The organism is Roseateles amylovorans, from assembly GCF_025398155.2.
GTDB classification, from domain to species: Bacteria; Pseudomonadota; Gammaproteobacteria; order Burkholderiales; family Burkholderiaceae_C; genus Roseateles; species Roseateles amylovorans.
In genome coordinates this window covers 4,973,265-4,997,929 of the sequence record NZ_CP104562.2, presented here as the reverse complement: position 1 = coordinate 4,997,929, position 24,665 = coordinate 4,973,265, and the positions used below count along the sequence as shown (strand labels likewise).

23 protein-coding genes are annotated in these 24,665 nt (G+C 67.1%); 13 read left to right on the top strand and 10 right to left on the bottom strand.

The window, feature by feature from the left end; translation table 11 throughout:
- Nucleotides 1-15: 15 nt before the first annotated feature.
- A complete protein-coding gene (locus tag N4261_RS20690) occupies nucleotides 16-420 on the bottom strand; it encodes a response regulator (protein ID WP_261757147.1) in 405 nt (134 codons plus the stop codon).
- A 185-nt stretch (nucleotides 421-605) separates the two neighbouring features.
- Between N4261_RS20690 and N4261_RS20685 the strand changes: the two genes are divergently transcribed.
- A complete protein-coding gene (locus tag N4261_RS20685) occupies nucleotides 606-2,780 on the top strand; it encodes an ATP-binding protein (RefSeq protein WP_261757146.1) in 2,175 nt (724 codons plus the stop codon).
- 74 nt (nucleotides 2,781-2,854) lie between these two features.
- Here N4261_RS20685 and N4261_RS20680 read toward each other — a convergent pair whose 3' ends face one another.
- On the bottom strand, nucleotides 2,855-3,334 hold the full coding sequence (locus N4261_RS20680) for a VOC family protein (protein ID WP_261760790.1): 480 nt from the start codon (nucleotides 3,332-3,334) through the stop codon (nucleotides 2,855-2,857).
- Nucleotides 3,335-3,697: 363 nt separating this feature from the next.
- Here N4261_RS20680 and N4261_RS20675 point away from each other — a divergent pair, with 363 nt between their 5' ends.
- Entirely contained in the window at nucleotides 3,698-3,988 is a 291-nt protein-coding gene (locus N4261_RS20675; RefSeq protein WP_261757145.1) for a cell envelope biogenesis protein TolA, read from the top strand.
- Nucleotides 3,989-4,172: 184 nt separating this feature from the next.
- Here the strand turns inward: N4261_RS20675 and N4261_RS20670 are convergent, their stop codons facing one another.
- The 4 genes from N4261_RS20670 to N4261_RS20655 all read right to left on the bottom strand — a co-directional run bounded on the left by N4261_RS20670 (nucleotide 4,173) and on the right by N4261_RS20655 (nucleotide 6,012).
- A complete protein-coding gene (locus N4261_RS20670; protein WP_261757144.1) occupies nucleotides 4,173-4,592 on the bottom strand; it encodes a YeeE/YedE family protein in 420 nt (139 codons plus the stop codon).
- A 29-nt stretch (nucleotides 4,593-4,621) separates the two neighbouring features.
- Nucleotides 4,622-5,056: a YeeE/YedE family protein gene (locus N4261_RS20665; RefSeq protein WP_261757143.1), complete on the bottom strand. Its 435-nt coding sequence runs from the start codon at nucleotides 5,054-5,056 to the stop codon at nucleotides 4,622-4,624.
- Nucleotides 5,053-5,373, bottom strand: coding sequence for an ArsR/SmtB family transcription factor (locus N4261_RS20660; RefSeq protein ID WP_261757142.1), 321 nt, complete (start codon nucleotides 5,371-5,373; stop codon nucleotides 5,053-5,055). Before N4261_RS20660 ends, N4261_RS20665 begins: the two co-directional genes overlap by 4 nt.
- Nucleotides 5,374-5,604: 231 nt before the next feature.
- On the bottom strand, nucleotides 5,605-6,012 hold the full coding sequence (locus N4261_RS20655) for a hypothetical protein (RefSeq protein ID WP_261757141.1): 408 nt from the start codon (nucleotides 6,010-6,012) through the stop codon (nucleotides 5,605-5,607).
- Nucleotides 6,013-6,375: 363 nt separating this feature from the next.
- Here N4261_RS20655 and N4261_RS20650 point away from each other — a divergent pair, with 363 nt between their 5' ends.
- The 5 genes from N4261_RS20650 to N4261_RS20630 all read left to right on the top strand — a co-directional run bounded on the left by N4261_RS20650 (nucleotide 6,376) and on the right by N4261_RS20630 (nucleotide 13,971).
- The gene (locus N4261_RS20650; RefSeq protein WP_261757140.1) at nucleotides 6,376-6,789 is read left to right on the top strand and encodes a cobalt-zinc-cadmium resistance protein; all 414 of its coding nucleotides are present in this window, start codon (nucleotides 6,376-6,378) and stop codon (nucleotides 6,787-6,789) included.
- Nucleotides 6,790-6,890: 101 nt separating this feature from the next.
- Nucleotides 6,891-8,255 (top strand): TolC family protein, encoded by a 1,365-nt coding sequence (locus N4261_RS20645; RefSeq protein WP_261757139.1) that lies wholly within the window; start codon nucleotides 6,891-6,893, stop codon nucleotides 8,253-8,255.
- A 23-nt stretch (nucleotides 8,256-8,278) separates the two neighbouring features.
- Nucleotides 8,279-9,727: an efflux RND transporter periplasmic adaptor subunit gene (locus N4261_RS20640; RefSeq protein WP_261757138.1), complete on the top strand. Its 1,449-nt coding sequence runs from the start codon at nucleotides 8,279-8,281 to the stop codon at nucleotides 9,725-9,727.
- Between the two features lie 15 nt (nucleotides 9,728-9,742).
- Nucleotides 9,743-12,925, top strand: coding sequence for a CusA/CzcA family heavy metal efflux RND transporter (locus N4261_RS20635; RefSeq protein WP_261757137.1), 3,183 nt, complete (start codon nucleotides 9,743-9,745; stop codon nucleotides 12,923-12,925).
- Between the two features lie 83 nt (nucleotides 12,926-13,008).
- On the top strand, nucleotides 13,009-13,971 hold the full coding sequence (locus N4261_RS20630) for a class I SAM-dependent methyltransferase (RefSeq protein WP_261757136.1): 963 nt from the start codon (nucleotides 13,009-13,011) through the stop codon (nucleotides 13,969-13,971).
- Nucleotides 13,972-14,066: 95 nt separating this feature from the next.
- Here the strand turns inward: N4261_RS20630 and N4261_RS20625 are convergent, their stop codons facing one another.
- Nucleotides 14,067-16,268: an O-linked N-acetylglucosamine transferase family protein gene (locus N4261_RS20625; protein WP_261757135.1), complete on the bottom strand. Its 2,202-nt coding sequence runs from the start codon at nucleotides 16,266-16,268 to the stop codon at nucleotides 14,067-14,069.
- A gap of 59 nt (nucleotides 16,269-16,327) precedes the next feature.
- Here N4261_RS20625 and N4261_RS20620 point away from each other — a divergent pair, with 59 nt between their 5' ends.
- Nucleotides 16,328-17,005 carry a glutathione S-transferase family protein gene (locus N4261_RS20620; RefSeq protein ID WP_261757134.1) on the top strand — a complete coding sequence of 226 codons (678 nt, stop codon included), beginning with the start codon at nucleotides 16,328-16,330 and terminating at the stop codon, nucleotides 17,003-17,005.
- Here N4261_RS20620 and N4261_RS20615 read toward each other — a convergent pair.
- Nucleotides 16,914-17,420 carry a hypothetical protein gene (locus N4261_RS20615; RefSeq protein WP_261757133.1) on the bottom strand — a complete coding sequence of 169 codons (507 nt, stop codon included), beginning with the start codon at nucleotides 17,418-17,420 and terminating at the stop codon, nucleotides 16,914-16,916. The two genes, N4261_RS20620 and N4261_RS20615, sit on opposite strands and share 92 nt — an antisense overlap.
- A 33-nt stretch (nucleotides 17,421-17,453) precedes the next feature.
- On the opposite strand from N4261_RS20615, the gene N4261_RS20610 reads away from it, so the two are divergent.
- From N4261_RS20610 to N4261_RS20595, 4 genes are all read left to right on the top strand, one after another.
- A complete protein-coding gene (locus N4261_RS20610) occupies nucleotides 17,454-17,963 on the top strand; it encodes a hypothetical protein (protein WP_261757132.1) in 510 nt (169 codons plus the stop codon).
- Between the two features lies 1 nt (nucleotide 17,964).
- Nucleotides 17,965-18,651: a PspA/IM30 family protein gene (locus N4261_RS20605; protein ID WP_261757131.1), complete on the top strand. Its 687-nt coding sequence runs from the start codon at nucleotides 17,965-17,967 to the stop codon at nucleotides 18,649-18,651.
- On the top strand, nucleotides 18,648-19,274 hold the full coding sequence (locus tag N4261_RS20600) for a YqiJ family protein (protein WP_261757130.1): 627 nt from the start codon (nucleotides 18,648-18,650) through the stop codon (nucleotides 19,272-19,274). Before N4261_RS20605 ends, N4261_RS20600 begins: the two co-directional genes overlap by 4 nt.
- 150 nt (nucleotides 19,275-19,424) lie before the next feature.
- Nucleotides 19,425-21,125, top strand: coding sequence for a flotillin family protein (locus N4261_RS20595; RefSeq protein WP_261757129.1), 1,701 nt, complete (start codon nucleotides 19,425-19,427; stop codon nucleotides 21,123-21,125).
- Nucleotides 21,126-21,230: 105 nt separating this feature from the next.
- Here the strand turns inward: N4261_RS20595 and N4261_RS20590 are convergent, their stop codons facing one another.
- On the bottom strand, nucleotides 21,231-21,839 hold the full coding sequence (locus N4261_RS20590; RefSeq protein WP_261757128.1) for a class I SAM-dependent methyltransferase: 609 nt from the start codon (nucleotides 21,837-21,839) through the stop codon (nucleotides 21,231-21,233).
- 389 nt (nucleotides 21,840-22,228) lie between these two features.
- Between N4261_RS20590 and N4261_RS20585 the strand changes: the two genes are divergently transcribed.
- Entirely contained in the window at nucleotides 22,229-22,861 is a 633-nt protein-coding gene (locus N4261_RS20585; protein WP_261757127.1) for an eCIS core domain-containing protein, read from the top strand.
- A 182-nt stretch (nucleotides 22,862-23,043) separates the two neighbouring features.
- Here the strand turns inward: N4261_RS20585 and N4261_RS20580 are convergent, their stop codons facing one another.
- Nucleotides 23,044-24,267 carry a tellurite resistance TerB family protein gene (locus tag N4261_RS20580; protein ID WP_261757125.1) on the bottom strand — a complete coding sequence of 408 codons (1,224 nt, stop codon included), beginning with the start codon at nucleotides 24,265-24,267 and terminating at the stop codon, nucleotides 23,044-23,046.
- Nucleotides 24,268-24,665: the final 398 nt, after the last annotated feature.

Below are 24,665 nucleotides of genomic sequence, written 5' to 3'. Positions count from 1 at the left end.
CGGCAATAGCACCGGCTACTGCGCTCGCTCTGCCTCATGGCTGCGAATGCACTGCAGCATGGCCGCCAGTTTGTGCAGCGTCACCGGCTTGATGACGAAGAGGTCGAAGCCCGCGCGCAGGCACTGGGAGCGGACCTCGTCCAGCCCGCTCACGCAGATGAACTTCGCGCCCGGTGGGACGAGCTGTTGCTCTTTGAGCGCCAACATGAGCTCGATGCCGTTGATGCCGGGCATTTCGAAGTCGGTGATCACGGCCGTCGGACGGAAGGCCGAAGCGATCTGCAGCGCCGCCTCGCCGGTGGCCGCGGCGGCGCTGTCGATCTGTTCCGTCGCCAGCAGGGCCGACAGAAAGTCGGCGGTGTCGTGGTCGTCTTCCACCACCAGCACGCGCGTTGGTTCGGACAGGGCGTCTCGTTTCATGAATCGTCGGCAAATACGGTCAGTTCCGGATTTTTCCTGGGCGAGTGGTCGGACAGAAGCGGCAAAAGCGCCAATCGGATGTAGGCGATTCGCTTACTCGTTTCAAGCGTCACTACGGCGAGCTCCCTCGCTCTGAGGGGATCTGCGCACGGTTTGCGCCGCGCCAGCAGGTAGAGTTGTCAGCCATGCCCCACCGTTTTGAAGCAGCCGAAGTCTCGCTGCCCGACCTGCGGTCCTGCGCCGATGAGCCCATCCACATTCCTGGATCGATCCAGCCGCATGGCCTGCTGATCGCCCTCCGTGATGGCGTGGTGGCGGCTTGGAGCGAAAACGTACAGCCCACGCTCGGACTGTCGCTCACGCTGGGCCAAGCCTGGCTGCAGGTGAGCCTTCCCGCCGCCGTGCATGAGGCGATTTCGCGCCTGATGTCGGAGGCGCAACAGATGCCGGGCGTGCCGACCTTCGCCGAGGTGGAACTCGCCGGGCAGCCGCACGACATCGTGGTGCATGAGCATGACGGCCACTGCCTGATCGAGTTCGAGCCCCGGGCCGAGCCGGTGCTGACGCACATGTCCCAGGTGCGCGTGTTCGATCGACTGCGCCGCGCCACTTCGCTGGAGGCGGTGCTGCAGTTGGCGGTGGAGACGATCCGGATGTGGACCAGCTTCGACCGCGTCATGGCCTATCGCTTTCGGCATGACGAGAGTGGCGAAGTGCAGGCCGAGGCCAAGTCGAATGCGCTCTCGTCCTACCTCGGCCTGCGCTATCCGGCCAGCGACATTCCGGCGCAGGCCCGTCGCCTGTACCTGCTCAATACCCTGCGGCTGATTCCGCATGTCAGCTATCGGGCCATTCCGCTGGTGGGACATCCGTCCGCGCCGCCGCTGGACCTCACGCATTCGGTGCTGCGCAGCGTCTCGCCCATCCACGTGGAGTACCTGCACAACATGGGTGTGGGCGCGTCGATGAGCATCTCGCTGGTGGTCAACGACCGGCTTTGGGGCCTGATCGCCTGCCACCACATGAGCTCGCTGAAGGTGCCCTATCCGGTGCGGTCAGATTGCGATGTGCTGGCGCAGGTGATCTCGTCGGCCATTTCCACCCTGGAAACGCGCGACTTCGCCCGCCGCCAGGCGCTGACCGCCTCGCTGATCGGCGAGCTGGTGGCGGACCTGACCATCGCGGATGACGCCATCGTGGCGCTGGCCGAGAAGGCCGAGCGCCTCAAGGAGGTCTTGCGCGCCGATGCCTTGGTCATGACGCAGAACAGCCGGGTGATGGCGACCTCCGAGCTGTCCCACGACTTGGCGGTGATGATCGCGACCGCGTCATGGACGGGCGATCTGCCGCTCAGCCGTGACTGCCGCGGTGACTGGCCCGACGCGCTGCGGGACACGCTGGGCCCCTGGGTGGGCGCGCTGCGACTGGACTTCGAACCCGCCGGGCGCGGCAGCCTGATCGCGCTGCGCCGTGAGCAGACGGAGACAGTGCGCTGGGCCGGCCAGCCGGACAAGGTGATCGCCCGCGGGCCCAACGGACCCCGCCTGACGCCCCGGGGCTCGTTCACCGAGTGGCGCCAGCATGTCAAGGACTGCGCGGATCCCTGGACCGAGAGCGACCTCGTCTTTGCCCGCCAGTTGATGCTGGAGCTGCAGCGCACGGCCGCGGCTCGGCATGTGGAGATGGAAGAGGCACGCCGCAATCTGCTGGCAATGCTGGGTCATGACCTGCGCGATCCGTTGCAGGCGATCACGATGGTGGCCAGCGTGCTCAAGCGCGGCGAGGATTCAGGTCGACTCGGCGCGCGGCTGGATGCCTCCAGCGGTCGCATGCACCGGCTCATCACCCAGGTGCTGGACTTCAGCCGGGCGGAGGTCGGCATGCCGCTGGTGGCCGAGGCGCAGCGCTTCGACCTCGACGCCTTGCTGCAGGACCTGGTGGAGGAGGTCCGCGTGGGGCACCCCGGATTCGACGTGACCCTCACGACCTGTGGCGAGGTGGTCGTGACGGGCGACGCCATCCGCTTGGCGCAGGCCATGTCCAACCTGATTGCCAATGCGCGCAACCACGGCGCGCCGGGCCGACCGGTGCGGGTCGAGCTGACCCGGCGCGACGACGAGATCCGATTCGACGTCTTCAACGAGGCCGCGCCGATCGACCCCGCGCTGGTCGCGGATCTGTTCGAGCCGTTCAAGCGAGGACAGGCGGAGCCGCGGCGCAACCGCTCCGGGCTGGGCTTGGGGCTCTACATCGCCAAGCGCATCGTCACCGAGCACGGCGGCACGCTGAGCTACGGGTATGAGGATCAGCAGGTGCGGTTCGGGTTTTCATTGGCGCGTGAGGGGTTGGCGCCGCGGTGAGGCCGATGCCGCCATCCGGCGCATGAACCCGCCCGCTGCGCCAGGCGGGTGGATTCGTGCCGACCTCATCGCCCTCATCCCTTCACGGCCACCTCGATCGCCGCCACATCGATCTTGGTCATCTCCATCATGGCGGCGAATGCACGTTTCGCAGCGGCGCGGTCGCTGCCGGTGAAGGCCGCAGAGAGCACGCGCGGGGTGATCTGCCACGACAGGCCCCATTTGTCCTTGCACCAGCCGCAGGCGCTTTCCTGTCCGCCGTTGCTGACGATGGCGTTCCAGAGCCGGTCGGTCTCCGCCTGATCGTCGGTCGCAATCTGAAATGAGAAGGCCTCGCTCGGGCTGAACGCCGGGCCCCCGTTCAGACCGATGCACGGAATGCCGGCGACGGTGAACTCCACCGTCAGCACGTCGCCTTGCTTGCCGCTGGGAAAGTCGCCGGGCGCGCGATGAATGGCCGTCACGGCGCTGTCCGGAAATGTCCGCGCATAGAAGTGCGCGGCTTCCTCTGCCGTGCCGTTGAACCACAGGCAGATCGTGTTCTTGCTGGTCATGATCGTCTCCTTGAGGACTCTGGTGCGGCCCGCTCCCCGCTCCGATGTTCGGTCCGCCATCGAGGGCCGCATGCGATCCGTTCGGAACGATAGCGCGGGTGCGCTAGCGAACACATCCCTGGAATCCGTGGAATCTGTGGGATGCGGCGAATCCGCCGAATCCGCCGATCCGCCGAATTGGCCGACTCGGCCTTTCAAGCCCGGCACGCCTGCTTCGGATTGAACCTCCGAAGCACCGCAGAAACGGTGTTCGTCCCTGATGTCGGCAGGGAGGATCGATTCTTGCCGTCTTGATGCGCTGGTGGGATTGACCGTTGGTGGGTCTCTCCCCTGAAGCATCGGAAACTTATCAAGGAGATGGATATGAAGCGTTCTCTGCTGATGGTCGCTGTGGCCACTTGTTTCTCTCTGGGCGCCACCACGGCGTTTGCCCAGGCTGCGTCGTCGCCCGCCATGGGCAGCAAGGATGACGCCAAGGCCCTGAAGAAACAGGCCGATGCCGATTACAAGGCGGCCAAGAAGGCCTGCAAGAGCATGACCGGCGACGCCGAAAAGCAATGCGAGAAGGATGCCAAGGCCACCCATGAAAAGGCGGAGGCGGATGCCAAGGCCATGAAGGAAAAGGCCGAGGCCGACAAGAAGGCCCACAAGTAAATCGATGACCCGGCCGTCGCGCGTGAGCGCGGCGTGCTGTCGTCTGTCGACGCAAAGCGCCGCCCACGGTGCCGGATCAGGCACTGAGGTGGCGCTTTGCCTTGGTGGCTTGATTTTCGGGCTGTGACGCACGCCGCGACGATCTCGGCGAGTGCTCTGGGTGGGGTGGGTCGCAGTGGGTGCCTCAGTTCGCGCGGGAGGCCGACCACCATTCATACAGGGCCATGCCTGCGACCATCGCGGTGACAAAGAGCGCCGCTTTCAGCTGGCCGCTGCCCAGCAGCACCAGGGCCGGGCCAGGACAGAGTCCCACCAGCCCCCATCCGATGCCGAACAGCAGGCTGCCGATGACCAGAGGGCGGTCGATTCGACGTGAGGTCGGCAGATGGAAGGCCGCATCGAGCACCGGCGCGCGACGGCGCTTCGACCACGCAAACGCCGGCATGGCAACGGCGATGGCACCCCCCATCACCAGCATCAGCGAGGGGTCCCATCGACCGAAGACATCCAGGAAGGCCAGGACCTTGGCCGGATCCGCCATGCCAGCGACCAGCAACCCGAGACCAAACACGAGTCCGGCAAGAAACGCCGCCAATGTCGTCATGGTGAGCAACGTCCAAATGACGTGACGCCTCACAGGGGCGCCACCAGATGCCGGATCACCGCCACGGTCGCGAATCCGGCGGCCATGAAGGCGAGGGTGGCGATCGCCGACCGGGGCGACAGCCGTGAGAGTCCGCAGACGCCATGCCCGCTGGTACAGCCAGAGCCGTAGCGCGTGCCGATGCCCACGATCAGTCCGGCAAGAACGATCAGTCCATGGCCGGCGTCGATGTGCCCCGGCACGGACATGCCCAACACGCCGTACAACCAGGGCGAGACGACCAGTCCGATGATGAACGCGGTCCGCCAGGCACGGCCGGGTCGGGCTCGAATCAGCGAGCCGAGGATCCCGCTGATGCCCGCGATCTGGCCATTCAGCAGCCACAGCGCCGATGCCGCCAATCCGATCAGTGCCCCGCCGGCCAAGGCGGACCAGGGCGTGAATGCCTGCCAATCGATGATCATGACGGGTCCTTCGGGCAATAGAGCGCGTAGAGCGTGTGGAGCAAGGTCACCAAATGCGGATCGGCAATGCGGTAGTAGACGTGCTTGCCACTCTTGCGCACGGTCACCACCTCCTCATTTCGCAGCACCCCCAGTTGCTGGGAGAGCGTGGGCTGCCGAATGCCCAGCCGCTCTTCCAATTCACTGACGCAAAACTCCTGCTGTGACAACGCGCACAGCAGCAGCAATCGATCTTCATTGGCCAGCAGCTTCAAGGCTGCGACGGCCGTGGCAGCCGCTTCGCGCAAGGCTTCCGGGTCCAGATGGGCGGTGGTCATCCCTCATTCCTTCCGTGCCGCAGCAGGCCAGCACCGGTGCCTGTCCGCTAGTCATCAATATACATAAAGATATAACATAAAGAAGTAAATTGTGAGGCGCAGGCGTGAATGAATGCCGATCTGGTGATCCAACGGTCCGTGCTTGTCATCGGAAGTCTGTTTGCCGGGGCAGGCCACGAATCGCTGCCCGCTGCGGCCCTCACACCGAGGTGGGATCCCCTCGGTCTGCCCTCAATTGCCGGGTCTTGACCGGGTCCGATAGTCGGTGCCCGGCGCCGTCCAGAACGCAGCGCCGAAGGCGGTTTCCTTGAGGTTCGGTGCCAGTCCGCGCAGCGTGAGCTGTTCGCGCAGGCCGTCCAGGCCGGTGTCCGAGTCGAGGATATAGCCTTCCTCCAGCACGTCGCCGTAGTTGGCCTCGGTGTTGCTGACCGCCAGCTCCACCAGGTCGCCGATCTCGCCGCCGTCCAGCGACCAGATGTGCACATCCTGATCGGTGGCGAAGGTCTTGATGCGCCACGCCGACCCTTGCGCCGCAAAGAACTGGATGGTGTCGAACTCATCCTCGGTCGCGGCCTCCTCGGTGTTGGCGGTGTAGCTGCTCCGAATGGAGAGTCGGAAAAGGATGAGCTGCGTGGTCATGCGGCGATCGAATGAAAGGGGGGATGCGGCCATCCTACCGGCGAGATGCCCCGCCCACCCGCCGCGCCACTGCCGCTGTCTCGGAAATGCAGCCTCGCGATGGCGATGGCGATGGCGATGGCGCGGGCAGCGGCTGCGGCCCCAGTGTCTGACGACAGCATCGTCTGCTTGGTCGCTGACTCGGCAACGCGCGGTGTCCCGTCATCTCGCCGATGAAGGGGGGCCTGGCCCGGGAGTGATCCTCGTGATCCGCCTGATCCGCCTGATCCGCCTGATCCGCTGACCATGCGTTCTTGCCGCCCTCCTTGGTGCTGCCACCGGAAGGATTTCCCTTTGACGAGCTTCGCCCCCTAGAATCGCCGCATGCGTCGCTGGATCCATGTCTTCCTGCTGCTTGTCCTGCCACTCCAGTTCAGCTGGGGCGTGGCTGCGACGTATTGCCAGCATGAGGCCAGCCCGCGCGCCGCCCATTTCGGGCACCACACGCATCAGCACCGCGACAGCGGCGTCGACGCGACTTCCAAGACGAGCGCCAAGACGAGCGACCCGAGCGACAAGACCAGCAAGGTCAACGGCCATGCCGACGGCAGCGTCAAGCTCACCAAGCTGTCCGCAGATGGTGATTGCGGCACCTGCCATTTCGGCAGCGCCAAGCCGGTCCATGGCGCCTGCGCCGTGGATGTGATTCCCGCCCGCATGGGCGTGGACGCCGTCGCCGCGCTCTCGTTCAAGTCCCGCGCACCGGACCATCCCGAGCGTCCCAACTGGCTCGCCTGACCGGCGAGCGCAGCACCTCCTCCCCGATCTCCTGATCCCGCGGCACGCGCCGCGCTGCACTCGTCGAAATCCGCGTTGTTTCCACAACCCTGGAGTCTTCGATGCATCGATCTCTTGTGCCCCTGGCGATGGCGGCACTCCTCTGCACGCCCGCGTTCGGACAGTCGGACGTGCCTGCCACGCCTGCCTTGCCCGGCGCCACGCCCAGCACGTCGCCCGCCACTGACGCGGCAACTCCCGCACCCACCGCACCCACCGCGCCCGCGGCGGCGACCGCTGACCCACACCATTCCCCCCGCCAAGCCGTTGCCGCGCCGCTGACGCTGCAGGCGGCCATCCAGACCGCGCTCAGCCACAACCCGTCGCTGCGCGCGGCGGGTTATGAGGTCGAGGCCGGTGAGGGCGCAGTGCGCCAGGCCGGCGCCATGCCCAATCCCATCCTCGGCATCGAGCAAGAGGACACCCGCCGGGAGTCCCGCACCAGCACGGTGATGCTCAGTCAGACCTTCGAGCTCGGTGGCAAGCGGGCCGCGCGCATGGCGTTGGCCCAGCGAGGTCGTGACCTTTCTGCATTGACCCTGCAGGCGCGGCGCGCAGCGCTTCGCAGCGCCACCATTCAGGCCTACTTCGAGGCCCTGATCGCCTCGGAGCGCGTCCGGATGGCGGAGGCCTCGCTCGGCCTGGCCAGCAGCGGCACCGAGGCGGTGGCACGCCGCGTGACCGCCGGCAAGGTGTCGCCGACCGAGGAAACCCGTGCCCGAGTCGCCGAATCCACCGCCCGCATCGAGCTGCAGCAGGCGCAGGTGGCACGCCGCGCCGCTTTCCGCACACTGGCGCTGGTGATGGGGGTGAGCCCCGACAGCGTGGCCGCCTTGGACGGCAGTGCCGACGCCATTCCCCTTCCGCCCGATGAACAGGTGTTGGCCGACCGCATCGACCACTCGCCGGCGGTCCGCCTGGCGCGGATGGAAGTGGAGCGGGCCGGCGCGGCTTTCGATCTGGAGCGTGCCCGCGGCGTGCCGGATGTGACCGTGGGTCTGGGCGGCAAGCGCGAGGCCGGTGCGGGCCGCACCGCGCCGATGATCAGCGTCTCCATTCCGATCCCGCTGCTGGATCGCAACCAGGGCGCCCAGCGAGAAGCCCTGCGCCGCCGCGACGCCGCCCAGGCGATGGCCGAGGCCGAGGCGATGCGCGTGCGCGCCGAGGCGCTTCATGCCGCCGACGAACTGCAGGCGCGCGGCGAGGAAATCACCGCGCTGCGACGCGACGTGCTGCCCGGCGCCCAGGCCGCCTATGACGCCGCACGCCGCGGCTTCGAGCTCGGCAAGTTCGGCTTCCTGGATGTGCTGGATGCCCAACGCACGCTGCTGCAGGCCCGCGGTCAGTTCTTCACCGCGCTGTCCCAGGCCCATCGGCTGTCCGCCGAACTCGACCGCCTGCTCGGCGCCGACAACGACCGCCCCTGACCGGCGGCCTCACCGAATCGATCATGAACAAATACGCTGAACAAAACAACCGCCCACGCCTCGGCCTGGGCAAACGGCAGCTCATTGCCATCGCCGTCATCCTGCTGATGGGCGGTGCTGCGGCCATCGGCATCCTGTCGATGGGCGCCTCATCGTCCGGCTCGGAAGATGCGCACGGGCATGGCCATGAAGAAGCCAAGGGCCACGACGATGCCGAGCATCACGGCGACGAGAAGGCCACGTCCAAGAACAGTGCCAAAACCAGCGCCAACCCCAAGGACGATGGGCACGGTCATTCCGATGCCAAGTCCCATGCGGATGCTGAGCATCACGAGCCCGCCGCCAAGGCGCAGGGCCATGGCGGCGACAGGGCGCAGGACAAGGACGGCCACGGCAAACCCGAGGCCACCGGCCAGGCCAAGGGCGAGGCCCAGGACGCCCATGAGGAGGTCATTCCCCTGACCGACGCGCAGCTCAAGACCGCCGGCGTGACGCTGGATGTGGCCAAGGCCGCGGTGATCCGCTCCGGCTTCCGGCTGCCCGGCGAGATCCGTTTCAACGAGGACCGCACCGCCCACATCGTGCCGCGCGTCAGCGGGGTGGTGGAGTCGGTGCCGGTGACGCTCGGCCAGGTGGTCCGCAAGGGGCAGGTGCTGGCGGTGCTGAGCAGCTCGTCGGTGTCGGACCAGCGCGCGGAGCTGCAGGCGGCGCAAAAGCGCATGCAGCTGGCGCGCACGACCTATGAGCGGGAGAAGCGCCTGTGGGAGGAAAAGATCTCGCCGCAGCAGGATGTGCAGCAGGCCGAGCAGGCCCTGCGGGAGACCGAAATCGCGGTGGCCAATGCCCGCCAGAAGCTCCAGGCGGTGGGCGCCAGTGCCGAAAGCGGCACGCTGAATCGCTTCGAGATCCGCGCGCCGTTCGAGGGCACGCTGGTGGAGAAGCACATCGGGCTCGGGGAACAGGTGCGCGAGGACGCCAGCGTGTTCACGCTGTCGGACCTGCGCACGGTCTGGGCGCAGATCAATGTGCCGGCGAAAGATCTGGCGACGGTGCGGGTCGGGGAATCGGTGACCGTCCGCTCGACGGCCTTTGAGCAGTCCGCCGCTGGAAAGATCGCCTATGTCGGCGCCCTCATCGGCGAGCAGACCCGCACCGCACAGGCGCGCGTGACCCTGGACAACCCGCAGGCCGCCTGGCGGCCCGGCTTGTTCGTCGACGTCGAGGTGATGACGGCTCAAGCCAACGCGGTCGTCACCGTCACCGCCGATGCGGTGCAGACGATGGCCGACAAGACGGTGGTCTTCGTGAAGGCGGCCGGCGGCTTCCTGCCGCAGCCGGTGCGCACCGGGCGGGCCGATGGTCAGCGGGTGGAGATCCTCGACGGTCTGAAGCCGGGCACGACCTATGTTGCCGCCGGCAGCTTCGTCGTCAAGGCGCAGGCCGGCAAGGCCGCCGCCACCCATTCGCATTGATCGGACAGGCACACCATGTTTGAACGCATCATCCGATTCGCCATCGAGCACCGCTGGCTGGTGCTGCTGGCGGTCTTCGGCATGGCCGGCCTGGGCGTCTTCAGCTATCAGAAGCTGCCCATCGATGCCGTGCCCGACATCACCAATGTCCAGGTCCAGATCAACACCGGCGCCCCCGGCTACTCGCCGCTGGAAACGGAACAGCGGGTGACCTATCCGATCGAGACGGTCATGGCCGGCCTGCCCGGCCTGCAGCAGACCCGCTCGCTGTCGCGCTACGGTCTGTCGCAGGTGACGGTGATCTTCCAGGACGGCACCGACCTCTACTTCGCCCGCCAGCTCGTCAATGAACGCATCCAGGCGGCGCGTGACCAGTTGCCCGCCGGCGTGACGCCCCAGATCGGCCCGATCTCCACCGGGCTGGGCGAGATCTTTCTCTGGACGGTCGAGAGCGAGCCCAACGCCCGCAAGCCGGATGGCCAGCCCTACACGCCCACCGACCTGCGCGAGATCCAGGACTGGGTCATCAAGCCGCAGCTGCGCAATGTGCCGGGCGTGACCGAGATCAACTCCATCGGCGGCTTTGCCAAGGAATACCACGTGGCGCCCGAGCCCGGACGCCTGTCGTCCTATGGCCTGACCCTGGGCGATGTGGTGACGGCGCTGGAGCGCAACAACGACAACGTCGGCGCCGGCTACATCGAACGCCGAGGCGAGCAGTACCTGATCCGCGCGCCGGGCCAGGTGGCGTCGATGGAGGACATCGGCAACATCGTGCTGCGCAATGCGGCCGGCGCACCGGTACGCATCCGCGATGTGGCCACGGTGGCGATCGGACAGGAGCTGCGCAGCGGCGCGGCCACCGACAACGGGCGCGAGGTGGTGCTCGGTACGGTGTTCATGTTGATCGGCGAGAACAGCCGGACCGTGTCGCAGGCGGTGGCCCGCAAGATGGCCGAGATCAACCGCAACCTGCCCGAGGGCGTGAAGGCGGTGACCGTCTACGACCGCACCACGCTGGTGGACAAGGCGATCGCGACCGTCAAGAAGAACCTGATCGAAGGTGCGGTGCTGGTGATTGCGGTGCTGTTCCTGTTCCTGGGCAATCTCCGTGCGGCGTTGCTGACGGCGATGGTGATTCCGCTGTCGATGCTGTTCACCTTCACCGGCATGGTCCAGCAGAAGGTCAGTGCCAACCTGATGAGCCTGGGCGCGCTGGACTTCGGCATCATCATCGACGGTGCGGTCGTGATCGTGGAGAACTGCGTGCGGCGACTGGCGCATGCCCAGCAGCACAAGGGGCGATTGCTGACCCGGTCAGAGCGCTTCCATGAGGTGTTCCTCGCGGCCCAGGAGGCCCGCCGACCGCTGCTGTTCGGTCAGCTGATCATCATGATCGTCTACCTGCCGATCTTCGCGCTGGCCGGTGTCGAGGGGAAGATGTTCCACCCGATGGCCTTCACCGTGGTGATTGCGCTGATCGGCGCCATGATCCTGTCGATCACCTTCGTGCCGGCGGCGGTGGCCCTGTTCATCGGCGATCGCGTCGATGAAAAGGAGAACCGCCTGATGGGCTGGGCCCGCCGGGCCTATGAGCCGATGCTGCATCGGGTGATGTCGGCCCAGCCGGTGGTGCTGACCTTCGCGGTGGTGACGGTGTTGCTGTCGGGCCTGCTGGCCACCCGCATGGGCAGCGAGTTCATTCCCAGTCTCAACGAGGGCGACTTCGCGATCCAGGCGCTGCGCATGCCGGGGACCAGCCTGTCGCAATCGGTGGCCATGCAGCAGCAGATCGAGCGCACGCTGAAGGCGAAGTTTCCCGAGATCGACCGAGTCTTTGCCCGGACCGGCACCGCGGAGATCGCGGCCGATCCGATGCCGCCCAACATCTCGGACGGCTATGTGATGCTCAAGCCGGTCGACCAATGGCCGGAGCCCCGCAAGACCCGCGACGAGCTGCTGGCCGCGGTGCAGGCCGAGGTGGCCTTGCTGCCGGGGCAGAACTACGAGTTCTCGCAGCCGATCCAGCTGCGTTTCAATGAGCTGATCTCCGGCGTGCGCTCGGATGTGGCGGTCAAGCTCTTCGGCGACGACATGACGGTGCTCAACGGCTCCGCCCAGAAGATCGCGGCCCTGCTGCAGGGCATTGCGGGCGCTTCGGAGGTCAACGTCGAGCAGACCACAGGCCTGCCGATGCTGACGGTGAAGATCGATCGCGAGCGCACCGCCCGTTATGGCCTGAACGTCCAGGATGTGCAGGAGACGCTCGCGACCGCCATCGGTGGCCGCGAGGCCGGCACGATGTTCGAAGGCGACCGCCGGTTCGACATCCTGGTCCGTCTGCCCGAAACCCAGCGCTCCGACCTGGAGGCGATCAAGCGCCTGCCGGTGCCGCTGCCAGCGGGCGCCGACGGTGCGCGACGCTTCCTGCCGCTGAGCGAGGTGGCCGAACTCTCGATGGCGCCGGGGCCCAATCAGGTCAGTCGAGAGGACGGCAAACGCCGCATCGTGGTCAGCGCCAATGTGCGCGGCCGCGACATCGGCAGCTTCGTCGCGGAGGCGCAGCAGCTCATCGCCCAGCAGGTGCAGGTGCCCACCGGCTATTGGATGACCTGGGGCGGCCAGTTCGAGAACCTGCAGTCCGCCAGCAACCGGCTGAAGATCGTCGTCCCGGTGTCCTTGCTGCTGGTGTTCACGCTGCTGTTCGTGATGTTCGGCAACCTCAAGGACGGGCTGCTGGTGTTCACCGGCATTCCGTTCGCGCTCACCGGCGGCATCGTGGCCTTGTGGCTTCGGGACATTCCGTTGTCGATCTCCGCCGGGGTGGGCTTCATCGCGCTGTCCGGCGTGGCGGTGCTCAATGGCCTGGTGATGATTGCCTTCATCCGCAACCTGCGCGAGGGCGGTCAGTCGTTGGATGCGGCCATCCACGAGGGCGCCTTGACGCGGCTGCGACCGGTGCTGATGACCGCGCTGGTGGCCTCGCTCGGCTTCGTGCCGATGGCGCTGGCCACGGGCACCGGTGCCGAGGTGCAGCGGCCTCTGGCGACGGTGGTGATCGGCGGGATCCTGTCCTCCACCGCGCTGACGTTGCTGGTGCTGCCGGTGCTGTACCGGCTGGCCCATCGGCGCGATGAGGAGGATTCAGGCACGGAGAACGCGTCAGACAAGGCCCGACCGGCCGGCGGGGGCACCTGACGAGCTGACTACACTCCCGGACCTTGCTTCACCTTCGGGCGCGCGCCTGGCGCGCGCTCCGCGTCTTGGTCGCCCTGTCTCTCATGCAGCCTCTTCTTGATGTCATCGCCGGCTTGTCCCGTCCCACTGAACTGTGCCGGCTGTTCCATGGACGGGGAGGGCGCTATCCGGGCTGCGAGTCGTGGACGCTGGACTTCTATCCACCGGTCTTCCTGCTGACCAGCTTCAGTGGGGCGACCGAGGAGGAACTCCATCGCATCGGCGAAGCGTTGACCGCCCGTTGGGCCGAGATCGCGCCGGGCGAGCCGCTGAACTGGGTCTATCAGTTCCGCGACGAGATGCGGCCGACCAACCAGGTGATGGCGGGCGCCGTGCCGGACGAGCACGTGGTGGAAGAACAGGGCGCGCGCTATCACGTGCACCTGCTGCGCGGACAGAACCACGGCATCTTCCTGGACATGTCCGAGGGCCGGCGGTGGGTGCGGGACTGGGCGTCCGCGCATCCGGGTGGCAAGGTGCTCAATCTGTTCGCCTACACCTGCGCGTTCTCGGTGGCGGCCATGCGGGGTGGAGCGGGTGAGGTGTCGAATTTCGACATGGCCCGCGGCGCGCTGGAGATCGGTCGACGCAACCACCAGCTCAACGGGTTCCGGAGCGGGGTGCAATTCCAGTCCCACGACATCTTCAACTCCTGGGGAAAGATCCGCCGCGCCGGGCCGTATGACCTGGTGATCATGGATCCGCCCAGCTACCAGAAGGGCAGCTTTGTCGACACCAAGGACTATGCGCGACTGGTGCGCCGTCTGCCGGAGCTGCTGGCCCCCGGCGGCCACGCGCTGCTGTGCCTGAACTCGCCCAAACTCGACAGCAGCTTCCTGCGCGAGCTGGTCGATCAGGAGGCGCCGTCGATGCGCTTCGTGCAGCGGGTGGACAACCCCGAGGTGTTCGCCGATGTGTCGCCGGAACGCGCCCTGAAAGTGATGGTCTATCGCGCCCCTGACGAGCCGATCGCCCCGGCCGATGCGTCGGTGCTCAACGAGGCCTGAGGGAGGGGCGACCGCCTTCCGACACGCTCGCAGGCGGTGCCCAGCCCTGATCGTGCCCAGGTCCGTGGCAGGGCTCGCGCCAGAGAGGCCAGCGGTCAGCGCTGTGCCGGCAACTGGATGTCGATCGGCGGTTGGCCGTTGGCATGCCGATGCAGGGCGGCGAGGTAGGCCGCTTCGAGGTTCCTGGTGAAGGCGGGTGTGTCGAAGAGGGCGCACTCGTTTCGCCCGGTCTTCAAGCGGTGCCGAATGGCGGCCAGTTCATCCGCATCGTGGGCCAGCCGCACCGCGGTGGCCACGTAGTCGGCCGTGCTGTGGGCGATCAGTTGCGGCAGGTCGACGGCGTGCAGCAGGCTCGCCGCCATGCGGGCGCAGAAGGATTGTCCGATCTGCGTCAGCACGGGCAGACCCATCCACAGCGCATCGCTGGCGGTGGTGCCGGCGTTGTAGGGCAGCGTGTCCAGGAACAGATCGGCCGCACCCAGGCGCGCCAGGTAGTTCTCGCGGCGGGTCCGGTCGGCCAACACGATGCGCTGGGGATCGATGCCCAGGCTCGACGCGTGTTCACGCAGATTCACCGCCGCCTGCGGATCCTCCTCCAGCACCCACAGCACGCTGCCTGGCACCTGCGCCAGGATGTCGGCCCAGGTACGGAATACCGCCGGGGTGAGCTTGCAGGGATTGTTGAAGCAGCAGAAGACGAACGCGTCTTCCGGCAGGCCCAGCTCGGCACGAGAGGCGGCGCGTTCAGGCCAGGGGCGGCGTCGGTCATTCACCTGGTAGGAGGGCAGGAAGAGGATCTGCTCGTCGTAGTGGGCGCGGGCCTCGGTGGGGATGAGGATGCGGTCGGCGATCAGATAGTCATAGACCGCCGAGCCAGAGGTGCCGAGGTAACCGAGGTAGAGCACCTGGATCGGCGCCGCGCGCCAGGCAAAGATGCCGCTGCGAGCGCCTTCGGTGAAGCCGCTCAGGTCGATGGCGATGTCGACCTGCAGGGAGCGGCAGAGTTCAGCGATCTGCTTGTCCTGCAGCGTGGCGACATCCATGAAGCCGTCGAAGGCGGCTCGCAGGCGATGCTGCAGGTCGTCCTCGCGGACCGGGCCGTAGTTGATGCCGATGACCTCGAAGCGTTCACGGTCATGCAGCTCGAACAGCTCCGCCGCGAGGAAGGACACCGGGTGGCTCCTGAAGTCGCGGGAGATGTAGGCGATCCGGTAGCGGCCATCCGCCTTGGGTTGAAGCGGCCAGGTGGCGCCATCACCGGCCACCCGCTGACGATCCATCCACAGTCGGGCCGCCTGCTGATGGGCGGCGGGGTCGTCCACCATGCATTGCAGCGCCAGTGGCTGCACGCTCGGGCGCTGTTGCGCCAGTTCAGCCATCAGCGTCGCCAGACGTTGGTCGAACGCGCGCCAGTCGTAGAGATGCATCGCGGTGTAGAGCTGCAGGCCCGCAAGCCATTCCACCTCGGGCTTGAGCGCGACGGCCCGATCGAAATCCGCCAGCGCGCCAGGGAACTGGCGGGCCAGCAACCGGAGATTGGCCCGGTTGTACAGCGGCTCGAGGGCATCGGGTTGCGCGGCCAGTGCGAGGTCATAAGCAGCCATCGCGTCGGCCGATCGACCCAGGTGTCGGTAGGTGATGCCGCGAAGGTTGTGGATGTCGGCGTCGAGCGGCGGCGGCGCGCTCAGACCTTCTAGCGCGGCCAGGGCCTCTTCATCGCGACCCAGCTTGTGCAGGGTGCGAGCCCGTTCGATGGGGAACCTGGCCTGCTCGGGCGCCAGGCCGGCGGCGCAGTCGAAGGCGATCAGGGCGGCGTCGAAGGCGGCGTTGCGCTTGTAGGCGAGTCCGAGACCGTAGTAGGCGTCGGCATAGGCGCCATCGAGGGTGATGGCGCGCTCGAACGCGGCGATGGCGTCGTCGGTCCGGTCCAGCTCCTGCAGCGCGACGCCCCAGTTGTACTGGGCGAGTGCGTGCTGTGGTTGCAGTTGGCAGCTGGCGGCGTAGCAGTGCTGGGCGGCGTCCCAGTCACCGTGGGCTGCCAGCAGGTTGCCCAGACGCAGGAAGCTGGTGGCGTCCGGCGCCAGTGCCAGGGCGCGGGTCAGGCGCTGGATCGCCTCGGCCGGCTGCTGTTCTTGAACGGCAATGGCGCCGAGGCGGTGCAGCGACAGCGCGTGGTCCGGATCCTGGCGCAGTACCTGCTCATAGCCCCGGGCGGCTTCGCGCCATTGACCGCGTTGAAATGCGGCTTCCGCCTTCTGCAGGACCGCAGCGGCGCGGTGGGCCTTGGGGAAACTCATGCGGCATTATGGTCAACGGGTGGGCGCACCGGGGCGTGGTCGCGCATAGACTGGCCCCCATGATCATCGTCCATCACCTGAACAACTCCCGCTCCCAGCGGGTCCTGTGGCTGCTCGAGGAACTGGGTCTGCCTTACGAGATCAAGCCCTACCAGCGCGACCCCAAAACCATGCTGGCCCCGCCCGAGCTGCGTGCGGTGCATCCGCTGGGCAAGTCGCCGGTGATGACCGATGGCGAGCTGGTGATTGCGGAGTCCGGCGCCATTCTGGAATACCTGGTCGACCGTTACGGCGAGGGCCGCTTCAAGCCTGAGCCGGGCACCCCGCAGGCGCTGCGCTATCGCTACTGGATGCACTATGCGGAAGGCTCGGCCATGCCGCCGCTGCTGCTGAAGCTGGTGTTCGACCGCATCGAAAGCAGCCCGATGCCCTTCTTCGTCAAGCCGATTGCCAAGGCGATCGCCGGCAAGGCCAAGTCCGGTTTCGTGCAGCCGCAGATCGACAACCACATGAACTTCCTGGAAGCCGAGCTGGGCCAGAGCCCCTGGTTTGCCGGGAACGAGTTCACTGCCGCCGATGTGCAGATGAGCTTCCCGCTGGAAGCCGCCGCCATGCGGGGCGGTGCGGCGGCCCGTCAACCGCGCATCACCGACTTCCTGGCGCGCATCCATGCGCGTCCGGCCTATCGGCGGGCGTTGGAGCGCGGTGGGCCGTATGCGTTGCTGGGTGGGGATTGAGCGAGCCGGTGCGGCGCGCCGGTCGCACCCAGTGCAGGACGTTGTAGAGCAGCACGATGGCCCCGGTCGCAACCAGCGAGGCCACCGCGAAGAAGACGATCAGCAGGCCGACGCCCATGTGGCCTTCGCAGGATCCCGTCGGGTCACACAAGCTGTGGTGCACGCCAGCAAAGAACGCGCCGACCAGGACGACCCACGACAGGAAGCCGATCAGGATGGAGAAGAGAAATCGATTCATCTGACGGAGGCGCTGGGCACGCGCGGGGGGTGACGAGAACCGGCGCAGTCTCGGGCGGGCGTGTGAGGTCAGGATGAAGTCGGTCGCGGGAGCGGCTCGGGCTTCGTAAAAACCGACCTTGGCATCAGCAAATACGATTGATGCCATCTGTTGACGAGCGAATTCATATGAATACACTGGGATCATTCCAACGGTTCCAGGACATGCCTCATGACCACGAACACGCCCGCCACCTCGATGGAGCCGCTGTCGGCCCGCATCCCGAGTGATCTGTACCTGTGGCTGGCCCAGTTGCAGGTCGAAGGGGCCGCCACCAACAGCGACAAGCTGCGGGTGCTGCTCGGCCAGCTCAAGCGTCAGCACGATGGCGCTTTCGATTACGTCACCGCCCACGCCTGGACCCGCGATCTGGCGGGGCGGCTGCGGGAATCGCTGGTGCGCAATGAAGGGCTCACCGGCCACTCCTCCGAAGTGGTGAGCCTGTTGCTGGACCATTTCACCGCCGCGATGGCCCTGGTGATCAGCCAGGCACCCGCCGACGACACCCAAGCCGCCAAGTTCGAGGATGCCCTCGTCCGACGCGCCTTTGCCTTGTGCGAAACCCTGCTGCGTCAGGGCACCACGCCGACCGCCGCTGCCTACGACCCCGCGGTCGTGCGGCGCCACCTGGGGCCGACGCTTGATCTGGCCCTGAACCTGCAGACCTCGAAAGGATCCTGAGATGTCCGACTCCCTGAAGACTCGCGTCGGCCGCGTGATCGCCGGCAGCGTGCATGCGTTCCTCGACCGCCTGGAGGACCAGGCCCCCGAGGCGATGATGGCGCAGTCCATCCGCGAGGCAGACGGCGTCGTCGCCGAGGTGCGGCACGAGCTGGGTACGGTCGCTGCCAATCGCCATCTGGCGCAGCAGCAGCATGCCAATCTCAATCAACTGCACGGTACGCTGTCGACGCAGATCGACGAGGCCATCGCCCACGGACGCGACGAACTGGCGAGAGCCGCGGTCGCCCGCCAGCTTGACATCGAGGCGCAGTTGCCCGTGCTGGAGACCACCCTGGCCGAGCACGCCCGACAGGAAGCGGAGCTGACCGGCTTTGTCGCGGCCCTGCTGGCCAAGAAGCGGGAGATGCAGGACGCGTTGTCCGAGTTCCGCAAGAGTCGCGCCGCGGCCACCGCGACGGCGTCGGGTACCACCGCTCGGCCAGGCGCTGCGGGCAGCGATGCGGCTCACCGCATCGGTCAGGCGACCGATGCCTTCGACCGCGTCTATGAGCGCCAGACCGGGCTTTCCGGCACCGCGCGCGGCAACAGCCTGCAGCAGGCCGCCCAGCTCAAGGAGCTGGACGATCTGGTGCGCGATAACAAGATCGCCGAGCGCATGGCGCAGCTGAAGGCGTCGCGGTCATGAGCCTGTTCACCGCGCCGGAGAACCTGCCGTTCGGCATCGGTTTCGCCCTGATCGTGGGGGTGGCCTTGCTGGAAGGTGTGGGCATGCTGGTGTCGCTCAGCCCCAGCAACTTGCTGGACGACCTGCTGCCCGAGATCGACGGCGACAGCGGGCTCGACCGGGTGCTCGGCTGGCTGCATCTGGGCAAGGTGCCCGTGCTGGTGCTGTTGCTGCTCTTTCTGACCGGCTACACGGTGTTCGGCTACAGCCTGCAACTGGTCATGAACGGCCTGTTCGGCGGCTACCTGTACGCGGCGGCCGCTGGCGTGCTGGCAGTGCCTGCGGGACTGGCCACGGTGCGGGGGCTGGGCTCCCTGATCGCCCACATCATTCCGCAGGATGAGTCCAGCGCCGTCAGCGAGCAAAGCCTGATCGGCCGGGTGGGGGTGATCGTGACCGGCGCGGCGCGCCGAGGCCTGGCGGCGCAGGCACGGGTCAAGGACATCCATGGCCGGTCTCACTATCTGATGGTCGAGCCGGACCTGGAGAGTGATGTGTTCGAGGAAGGCGCCCAGGTGTTGATCGTCAGCAAGCTCGGCGCGTTCTATCGCTGTATCGCCAATCCGCATCCCACACTGATGTAGCCGGCAACCAGAACCGGAACCGCACCAATCGGGCGTCCACCCACGATCGCCCAAGGGATCGGACGCGACGCCACCACAACAAGACCCATGCGCGGACAAGGTCCGACGCCGAATCGACAACTCGCACACCATCGAGGGAGTGAAACGTTCATGAGCAATCTGTTTGAACTGCTGATCATCTCCGGCATCGCGTTCCTGGCGCTGCTGACCATTGGCTTGATCTTTGCGCGCCTGTACAAGCGATCGACCAAGGAAACCGCGTTCGTCCGCACCGGGTTGGGCGGCCAGAAGGTGATCATGGACGGCGGTGCGATCGTGCTGCCGGTGTTCCATGAGCGGGTGCTGGTGAACATGAACACCCTCAAGCTGGAGGTGCTGCGGCGCGAGCGCGAGAGCCTGATCACCAAGGACCGCATGCGTGTGGATGTGACCGCCGCCTTCTTCGTGCGCGTCAAGCAGACCGAGGAATCGGTGAGCATCGCCGCCCAAACGCTGGGTGCCCGCACCATGAGCCCGGATGAACTCAAGGCGCTGGTGGAAGACAAGTTCGTCGACTCGCTGCGCGCCACCGCCGCCACCATGACCATCCAGGAACTGCAGGACAAGCGGCGCGACTTCGTCCAGGCGGTGCAGAACGCGGTGGCGGAGGATCTGGAGAAGAACGGCCTGGAGCTGGAATCCGTGTCGCTGACCAGCCTGGACCAGACCGACAAGCAGTTCTTCAATCCGAACAATGCCTTCGATGCCGAAGGCCTGACCCGCCTGACCGAGCAGACCGAAGCGCGGCGCAAGCAGCGCAACGATGTGGAGCAGGACACCGAGGTGCAGGTCCGCACCAAGAATCTGGATGCCACGCGCCAGAAACTCAACATCGAAAAGGACCAGGAATTCGCCACCCTGGGTCAGCAGCGCGAGATCGAAGTCACCCGCGCCGAACAGGCGGCGCTGATCGCCTCGCAGCAGGCCGAGCGGGGGCGCCAAGCCGAGGCCGCCAAGATCGAGGCCGAGCGTCAGGTCAGCCAGAAGCGCATCGAGGCGGATCGCGAGATCAAGGCGGCCGAGATCGAAAAGAACCTGGTGATCCAGACTCGTGAGATCGAACTCGAGCGCAAGACTGAGATGCAACGCGCCGAGCAGCGCAAGCAGGTGGAAATCGCCCGGCAGGACACCCAGATTGCGATTGCCACCAAGTCGCGCGAGCAGTCGGAAGCCGACGCCTCTGCCAACCTGGCGCGCGCGGATGCGGTGAAGGCGGAGGAAGCGGTGACCACGGCCCGCCAGGTGGCGGTGGCGGAGCGTGAGAAGAACATCCAGCTGATCGAAGCCTCCAAGGAGGCCGAGCAGAGTGCGATCGCGGTGAAGGTGTCGGCGTCTGCGGAGAAGGAAGCCGCGCTGGACCGCGCCGAGGCGCTGACCATCGAGGCGCAGGCCAAGCAAGCCGCGGCGCTGGCAGAAGCCGAGGGTCGTCGCGCGATCAATGAGGCGCTGAACACCCTGTCCGCCGCTCAGATCGATCTGCAGGTGCGCACCCTGCTGTTGCAGCAACTGCCGCAGATCCTGGAACAGGCCGTCCGCCCGATGGAGAAGATCGATTCGATCCGCATCTTCCAGGTCAACGGCATGCCGGGCGCGGGGACCACTGGCAGCGAGGGTTCGTCCGGATCATCCGGCGGCGCCACCTTCCCGGAACAGGTCATGAACTCCGCGCTTCAGTATCAGTTGGCCAAGCCCATCGTCGATGCGGTGATGAAGGATGCGGGCCTGTCCAACGACGGCATCACCGGCGTGGCCCATTCCCTTTCCAGCATGCTGACCAAGGCAGAGCCGCAGAAGCTGATGCCGGATGCTTGAGGACCCGAGCACGCCTCACCGCGCGCGGTGCGCCGTGCTCCGTGCTCCGTGATCCGCGTCCCGTGATCCGTGATCGATGCGCCGTGATTGGGACGCGGGGCTCGATCACAGCCTCAAGACAAACGTCGCATCGTCCACCGCATAGCCCTCCACCAGGGTGACGTCGCCACAGAGCTGTCGGCAGAAGGCGTCCACCGCCGCCACATCCCGCCCGACCAGCAGCGGGTGATCCGCCGGAAATCGCCGCTGGTCCAGCACGTTGAACACCAGCGTCTGGTGGGCTGCCGCAAACAGCCGGGCGATGGTCTGGAACAGGTGCCGCGGGTTGGCGCTGCGATAACCCAGCAGGCCGCAGGCGATGACATGGTCCGCGCGCGGCAAGGACAGCCGATCGGCATTGCCTTCGATGAAGACGGCGCTGGCGTCGCCTTGATGTCGGGCGCGGGCGGCGGCGATGAATTCGGGCTGCTGATCGATGCCCAGGTAGCTCACGCCGCTGAAGCGCTCGTCCAGGAAGCGCTTCAGGTCGCCTGTGCCGCAGCCCACATCCAGCACCGTGCTGTGGTCGGCATCGATGGCGGCGGCGATCGTCTCGAAGCGGCCGCGCTGGCTGGCCGGCTCGCGCCAGCCCATCGACTCCACCGAGTCAATGCCGTGCAGCGCAATGCGGTGACGGTGAAAGTGCATGACCGTGGCGCGTTCCAGAAGGTCCATTCCTGCTCTCCCTGCGCAGCGGCAGATCGACCTCGTGCCGACATGCCAGCATCAGGATAGGGCGGCATCGTCGGTCCGGCCATCAGCAGATGTCTGATCTTCGGGCGCCTGTGGCGGGCCGGTGGTCCTGGCAGCGCACTGTCGCCGGACGACGGCGTCCATCCGCCCGTCGAATCCAGGTGCATGCGGGCTGCGCCTCGCGTATCGACGCCGGCCACCCACCGTGCTCACCCGCAGGGCCTGGATCCGGCGTCCCTCCGCCGCGATCTCCGCATTTTGCTGATGGTGCTCCGCCAGCGCCGATGCGAAGCTGCCGCTCAGGAGCCATCGCCCGGGCCCGGGCTGGACCGCGCCGGCCGTGCCGCCGCGAGGAATGAAGGAGCGCTTCGATGAAAGACCGTCACGATCCCAGCCGTCCGGCCCAACGCGAGGCCGCCGCCGCGCCGCCGACGCATGTCGAGCACGGCCCGGTCGCAGCCGCCCATGCGGAGCCGATCGCGCAACGCGCAGCGCCGGAGTCGGACTTCAGCCAGTCCCCACGCATGCTGGCGCAGCGGCGCGCAATCGATGCCGCCTTTGGCGAAGCCGCCCAGCGAGAAACCGGCATGGAAGAGGAAGAGCCGTTGCAGGCCCGCATGGCCCCCGGTGGCCTGGCGCCCGTCAGTCAGCGGGAAGAGGCGCCCAACCTCACCGGCATGCCCAACCAGCTCAAGAGCGGCATCGAGTCGCTGTCGGGCATGGACATGTCGGACGTCCGGGTGCATCGCAATTCTGACAAGCCGGCGCAACTCAACGCCCTGGCCTATGCGCAGGGCAACGACATCCATCTGGCGTCAGGCCAGGAGCAGCACCTGCCGCATGAGGCCTGGCACGTGGTCCAACAGCGCCAGGGACGGGTGCAGCCCACCATGCAGATGGCCGGCACCGCCATCAACGACGATTCGAGCCTGGAGTCCGAGGCCGACGCGATGGGCGCGAAGGCCACCCAGCTCAAGATGGATGACGAGCTGGACCTGGGCTGAGGCCTTGCCTCGCGCCGCCTTGGGGCCATCACCCCGCCTGGCCACGCCTTCAGGTCACGCCAGGCGGCCGCCATCAGGTCACCATAGGCGCCGCCATCAGGTGACGCCATCAAGTCACACCATGCGCCGCCATCAAGCCCGATGGACGCGCAGCCATACGCGCGACCTGATCGCCTGAGCGATCAATCTTCGCCTTCCGCCGAGGGCTTCTTGCGCCGAAGCAGCTTCTCGGAAGCGGCCAGCGTCTTCGCGCGCGCGGCCTGATCCAAGGCCCAGGACAGCCCCTTCTTCGCCGCACCGGCCGCCACGCTGGCGGCTTCTGCGGTGGAAGTCTTCAGTTGCTCCGGCGTGGGCAGGCGCTCCTGCGTCCATTCCGCAGCTTTGCGGGCGGCCAGCAGAGCCTGGTCGGCGGTCTCGGTGGCCGTGGTGCGCACCTGCTCGGCGCTGGGCAATTGGCGTTGGGTCCAGTCGGCGGCCTTGCGGGCGGCCTCCAGGGCTTGCTGGGCCGCATCACCGGCACCCGCCCGCACCTGGTCCGCGCCGGCGCGCAGTTGCTCCGCCTTGGGCAGGCGCTCCTGGGTCCAGTCGGCCGCCTCGCCGATCACGGTGCGCACCTGGCCGGCCGCACCGCCGGCATAGAGCCGCGCCTGCGCCCAGGCCTTGGACACCTCGCCGGGCGGTGCCGTGGCCAGCAAGCGGGTGACGGTGGCCAGGGCGTCCTCCTCCGGGGGCGTGATCGGGCCGCCGGCCGCCAGCATGGCGCGCAGGAAAACGGCAGTGTCCTGCGCGATGGCGGCGTGGTTGCAATCCGGATTCAGATGAAGGAAGTCCGCGCCTTCACGCGCCATTGCCTCGATCGATCCTTCACCCAGGCGCGGTTCGATCGCCGCGATCGCCTGCCTCACGAACGCCGGGCTCAGGCCCCATTCATCCACCAGATGGCGAACCAGGAACGCGCGTTCGGCCTCGTCCACCGCGCCGTCAACCGCGGCCAACCGCAGCGACAGCGGGGCGATCAGGTCGAAGATTGCCAGGCCCAGGGTGTCCAGCGGCGTGTTCAGGTATTTGGGAATCTCGATGACCCGGGCGCCCTTGGTGTTGCCCAGCAGGCGGTAGAGGCCGTAGCAGGCGCCGCCCGAGGCCAGTGCGGCCAGGGCCACCCAGCCGATCGGCGTGGCCGAGGCCCCCAGGATCGACGCGGCCATGCCGGTCTTGGCCACCGCCGCGCCGGCGCCCGCGGCGCCCAGCACGTCCCACAGCTCCCGGGTGCGGTTGATCATCCGCAGCGAGGTGTAGGCGTCTTCGCCGATCGCCAGCTTGGCCTTGAAGCGCAGCGGCTCGGCAACGACCTGTTCAACGCCCTCGAGGCTGGGGGGCGGAAGCAGCAGAGGGGGTGGGGCGCTCATGGTGCGGTCGGATGAGGTGGCAGGGTCGGGCGGTGGGGGGCGGTCAGGGCCGATTGGACGTTGGGCGAGATGCGGGCGGCCATTGCCGCGCGGCAACAGATGTCCAGTCTACCGAGGCGCCGATGGTGTGGGTTCGGTCTGACCGAAAGCGGGGAACGGCATTGACGAGGACGGGTCCGATCGCCGTCGCAGCGGCGTCCAGATCCATCCTGGTTGGAGAGGAACCGTATTCGCCCAATGCGCGCACACCTGTTGCGACGATTCAACGATCGCCGCCCCTGGTGCCGATCGACCGGCAAGAAATCGCGAGCCGACGGCCGGCGATGACTGGCAAGACGGCGGGGTTGAAGGCCGCCAGAGGGACCGCTTGATGCGGATGCGGCGCGTGGACTTGTGAC

Coding starts and splice junctions, on each gene's coding strand:
- N4261_RS20665 (WP_261757143.1), bottom strand. CDS start 5,056: ATGATCATCGATTGGCAGGCATTCACGCCCTGGTCCGCCTTGGCCGGC.
- N4261_RS20585 (WP_261757127.1), top strand. CDS start 22,229: ATGAAAGACCGTCACGATCCCAGCCGTCCGGCCCAACGCGAGGCCGCC.
- N4261_RS20670 (WP_261757144.1), bottom strand. CDS start 4,592: ATGACGACATTGGCGGCGTTTCTTGCCGGACTCGTGTTTGGTCTCGGG.
- N4261_RS20675 (WP_261757145.1), top strand. CDS start 3,698: ATGAAGCGTTCTCTGCTGATGGTCGCTGTGGCCACTTGTTTCTCTCTG.
- N4261_RS20655 (WP_261757141.1), bottom strand. CDS start 6,012: ATGACCACGCAGCTCATCCTTTTCCGACTCTCCATTCGGAGCAGCTAC.
- N4261_RS20625 (WP_261757135.1), bottom strand. CDS start 16,268: ATGAGTTTCCCCAAGGCCCACCGCGCCGCTGCGGTCCTGCAGAAGGCG.
- N4261_RS20685 (WP_261757146.1), top strand. CDS start 606: ATGCCCCACCGTTTTGAAGCAGCCGAAGTCTCGCTGCCCGACCTGCGG.
- N4261_RS20600 (WP_261757130.1), top strand. CDS start 18,648: ATGAGCCTGTTCACCGCGCCGGAGAACCTGCCGTTCGGCATCGGTTTC.
- N4261_RS20650 (WP_261757140.1), top strand. CDS start 6,376: ATGCGTCGCTGGATCCATGTCTTCCTGCTGCTTGTCCTGCCACTCCAG.
- N4261_RS20640 (WP_261757138.1), top strand. CDS start 8,279: ATGAACAAATACGCTGAACAAAACAACCGCCCACGCCTCGGCCTGGGC.
- N4261_RS20605 (WP_261757131.1), top strand. CDS start 17,965: ATGTCCGACTCCCTGAAGACTCGCGTCGGCCGCGTGATCGCCGGCAGC.
- N4261_RS20645 (WP_261757139.1), top strand. CDS start 6,891: ATGCATCGATCTCTTGTGCCCCTGGCGATGGCGGCACTCCTCTGCACG.
- N4261_RS20580 (WP_261757125.1), bottom strand. CDS start 24,267: ATGAGCGCCCCACCCCCTCTGCTGCTTCCGCCCCCCAGCCTCGAGGGC.
- N4261_RS20630 (WP_261757136.1), top strand. CDS start 13,009: ATGCAGCCTCTTCTTGATGTCATCGCCGGCTTGTCCCGTCCCACTGAA.
- N4261_RS20595 (WP_261757129.1), top strand. CDS start 19,425: ATGAGCAATCTGTTTGAACTGCTGATCATCTCCGGCATCGCGTTCCTG.
- N4261_RS20660 (WP_261757142.1), bottom strand. CDS start 5,373: ATGACCACCGCCCATCTGGACCCGGAAGCCTTGCGCGAAGCGGCTGCC.
- N4261_RS20680 (WP_261760790.1), bottom strand. CDS start 3,334: ATGACCAGCAAGAACACGATCTGCCTGTGGTTCAACGGCACGGCAGAG.
- N4261_RS20590 (WP_261757128.1), bottom strand. CDS start 21,839: ATGGACCTTCTGGAACGCGCCACGGTCATGCACTTTCACCGTCACCGC.
- N4261_RS20610 (WP_261757132.1), top strand. CDS start 17,454: ATGACCACGAACACGCCCGCCACCTCGATGGAGCCGCTGTCGGCCCGC.
- N4261_RS20635 (WP_261757137.1), top strand. CDS start 9,743: ATGTTTGAACGCATCATCCGATTCGCCATCGAGCACCGCTGGCTGGTG.
- N4261_RS20620 (WP_261757134.1), top strand. CDS start 16,328: ATGATCATCGTCCATCACCTGAACAACTCCCGCTCCCAGCGGGTCCTG.
- N4261_RS20690 (WP_261757147.1), bottom strand. CDS start 420: ATGAAACGAGACGCCCTGTCCGAACCAACGCGCGTGCTGGTGGTGGAA.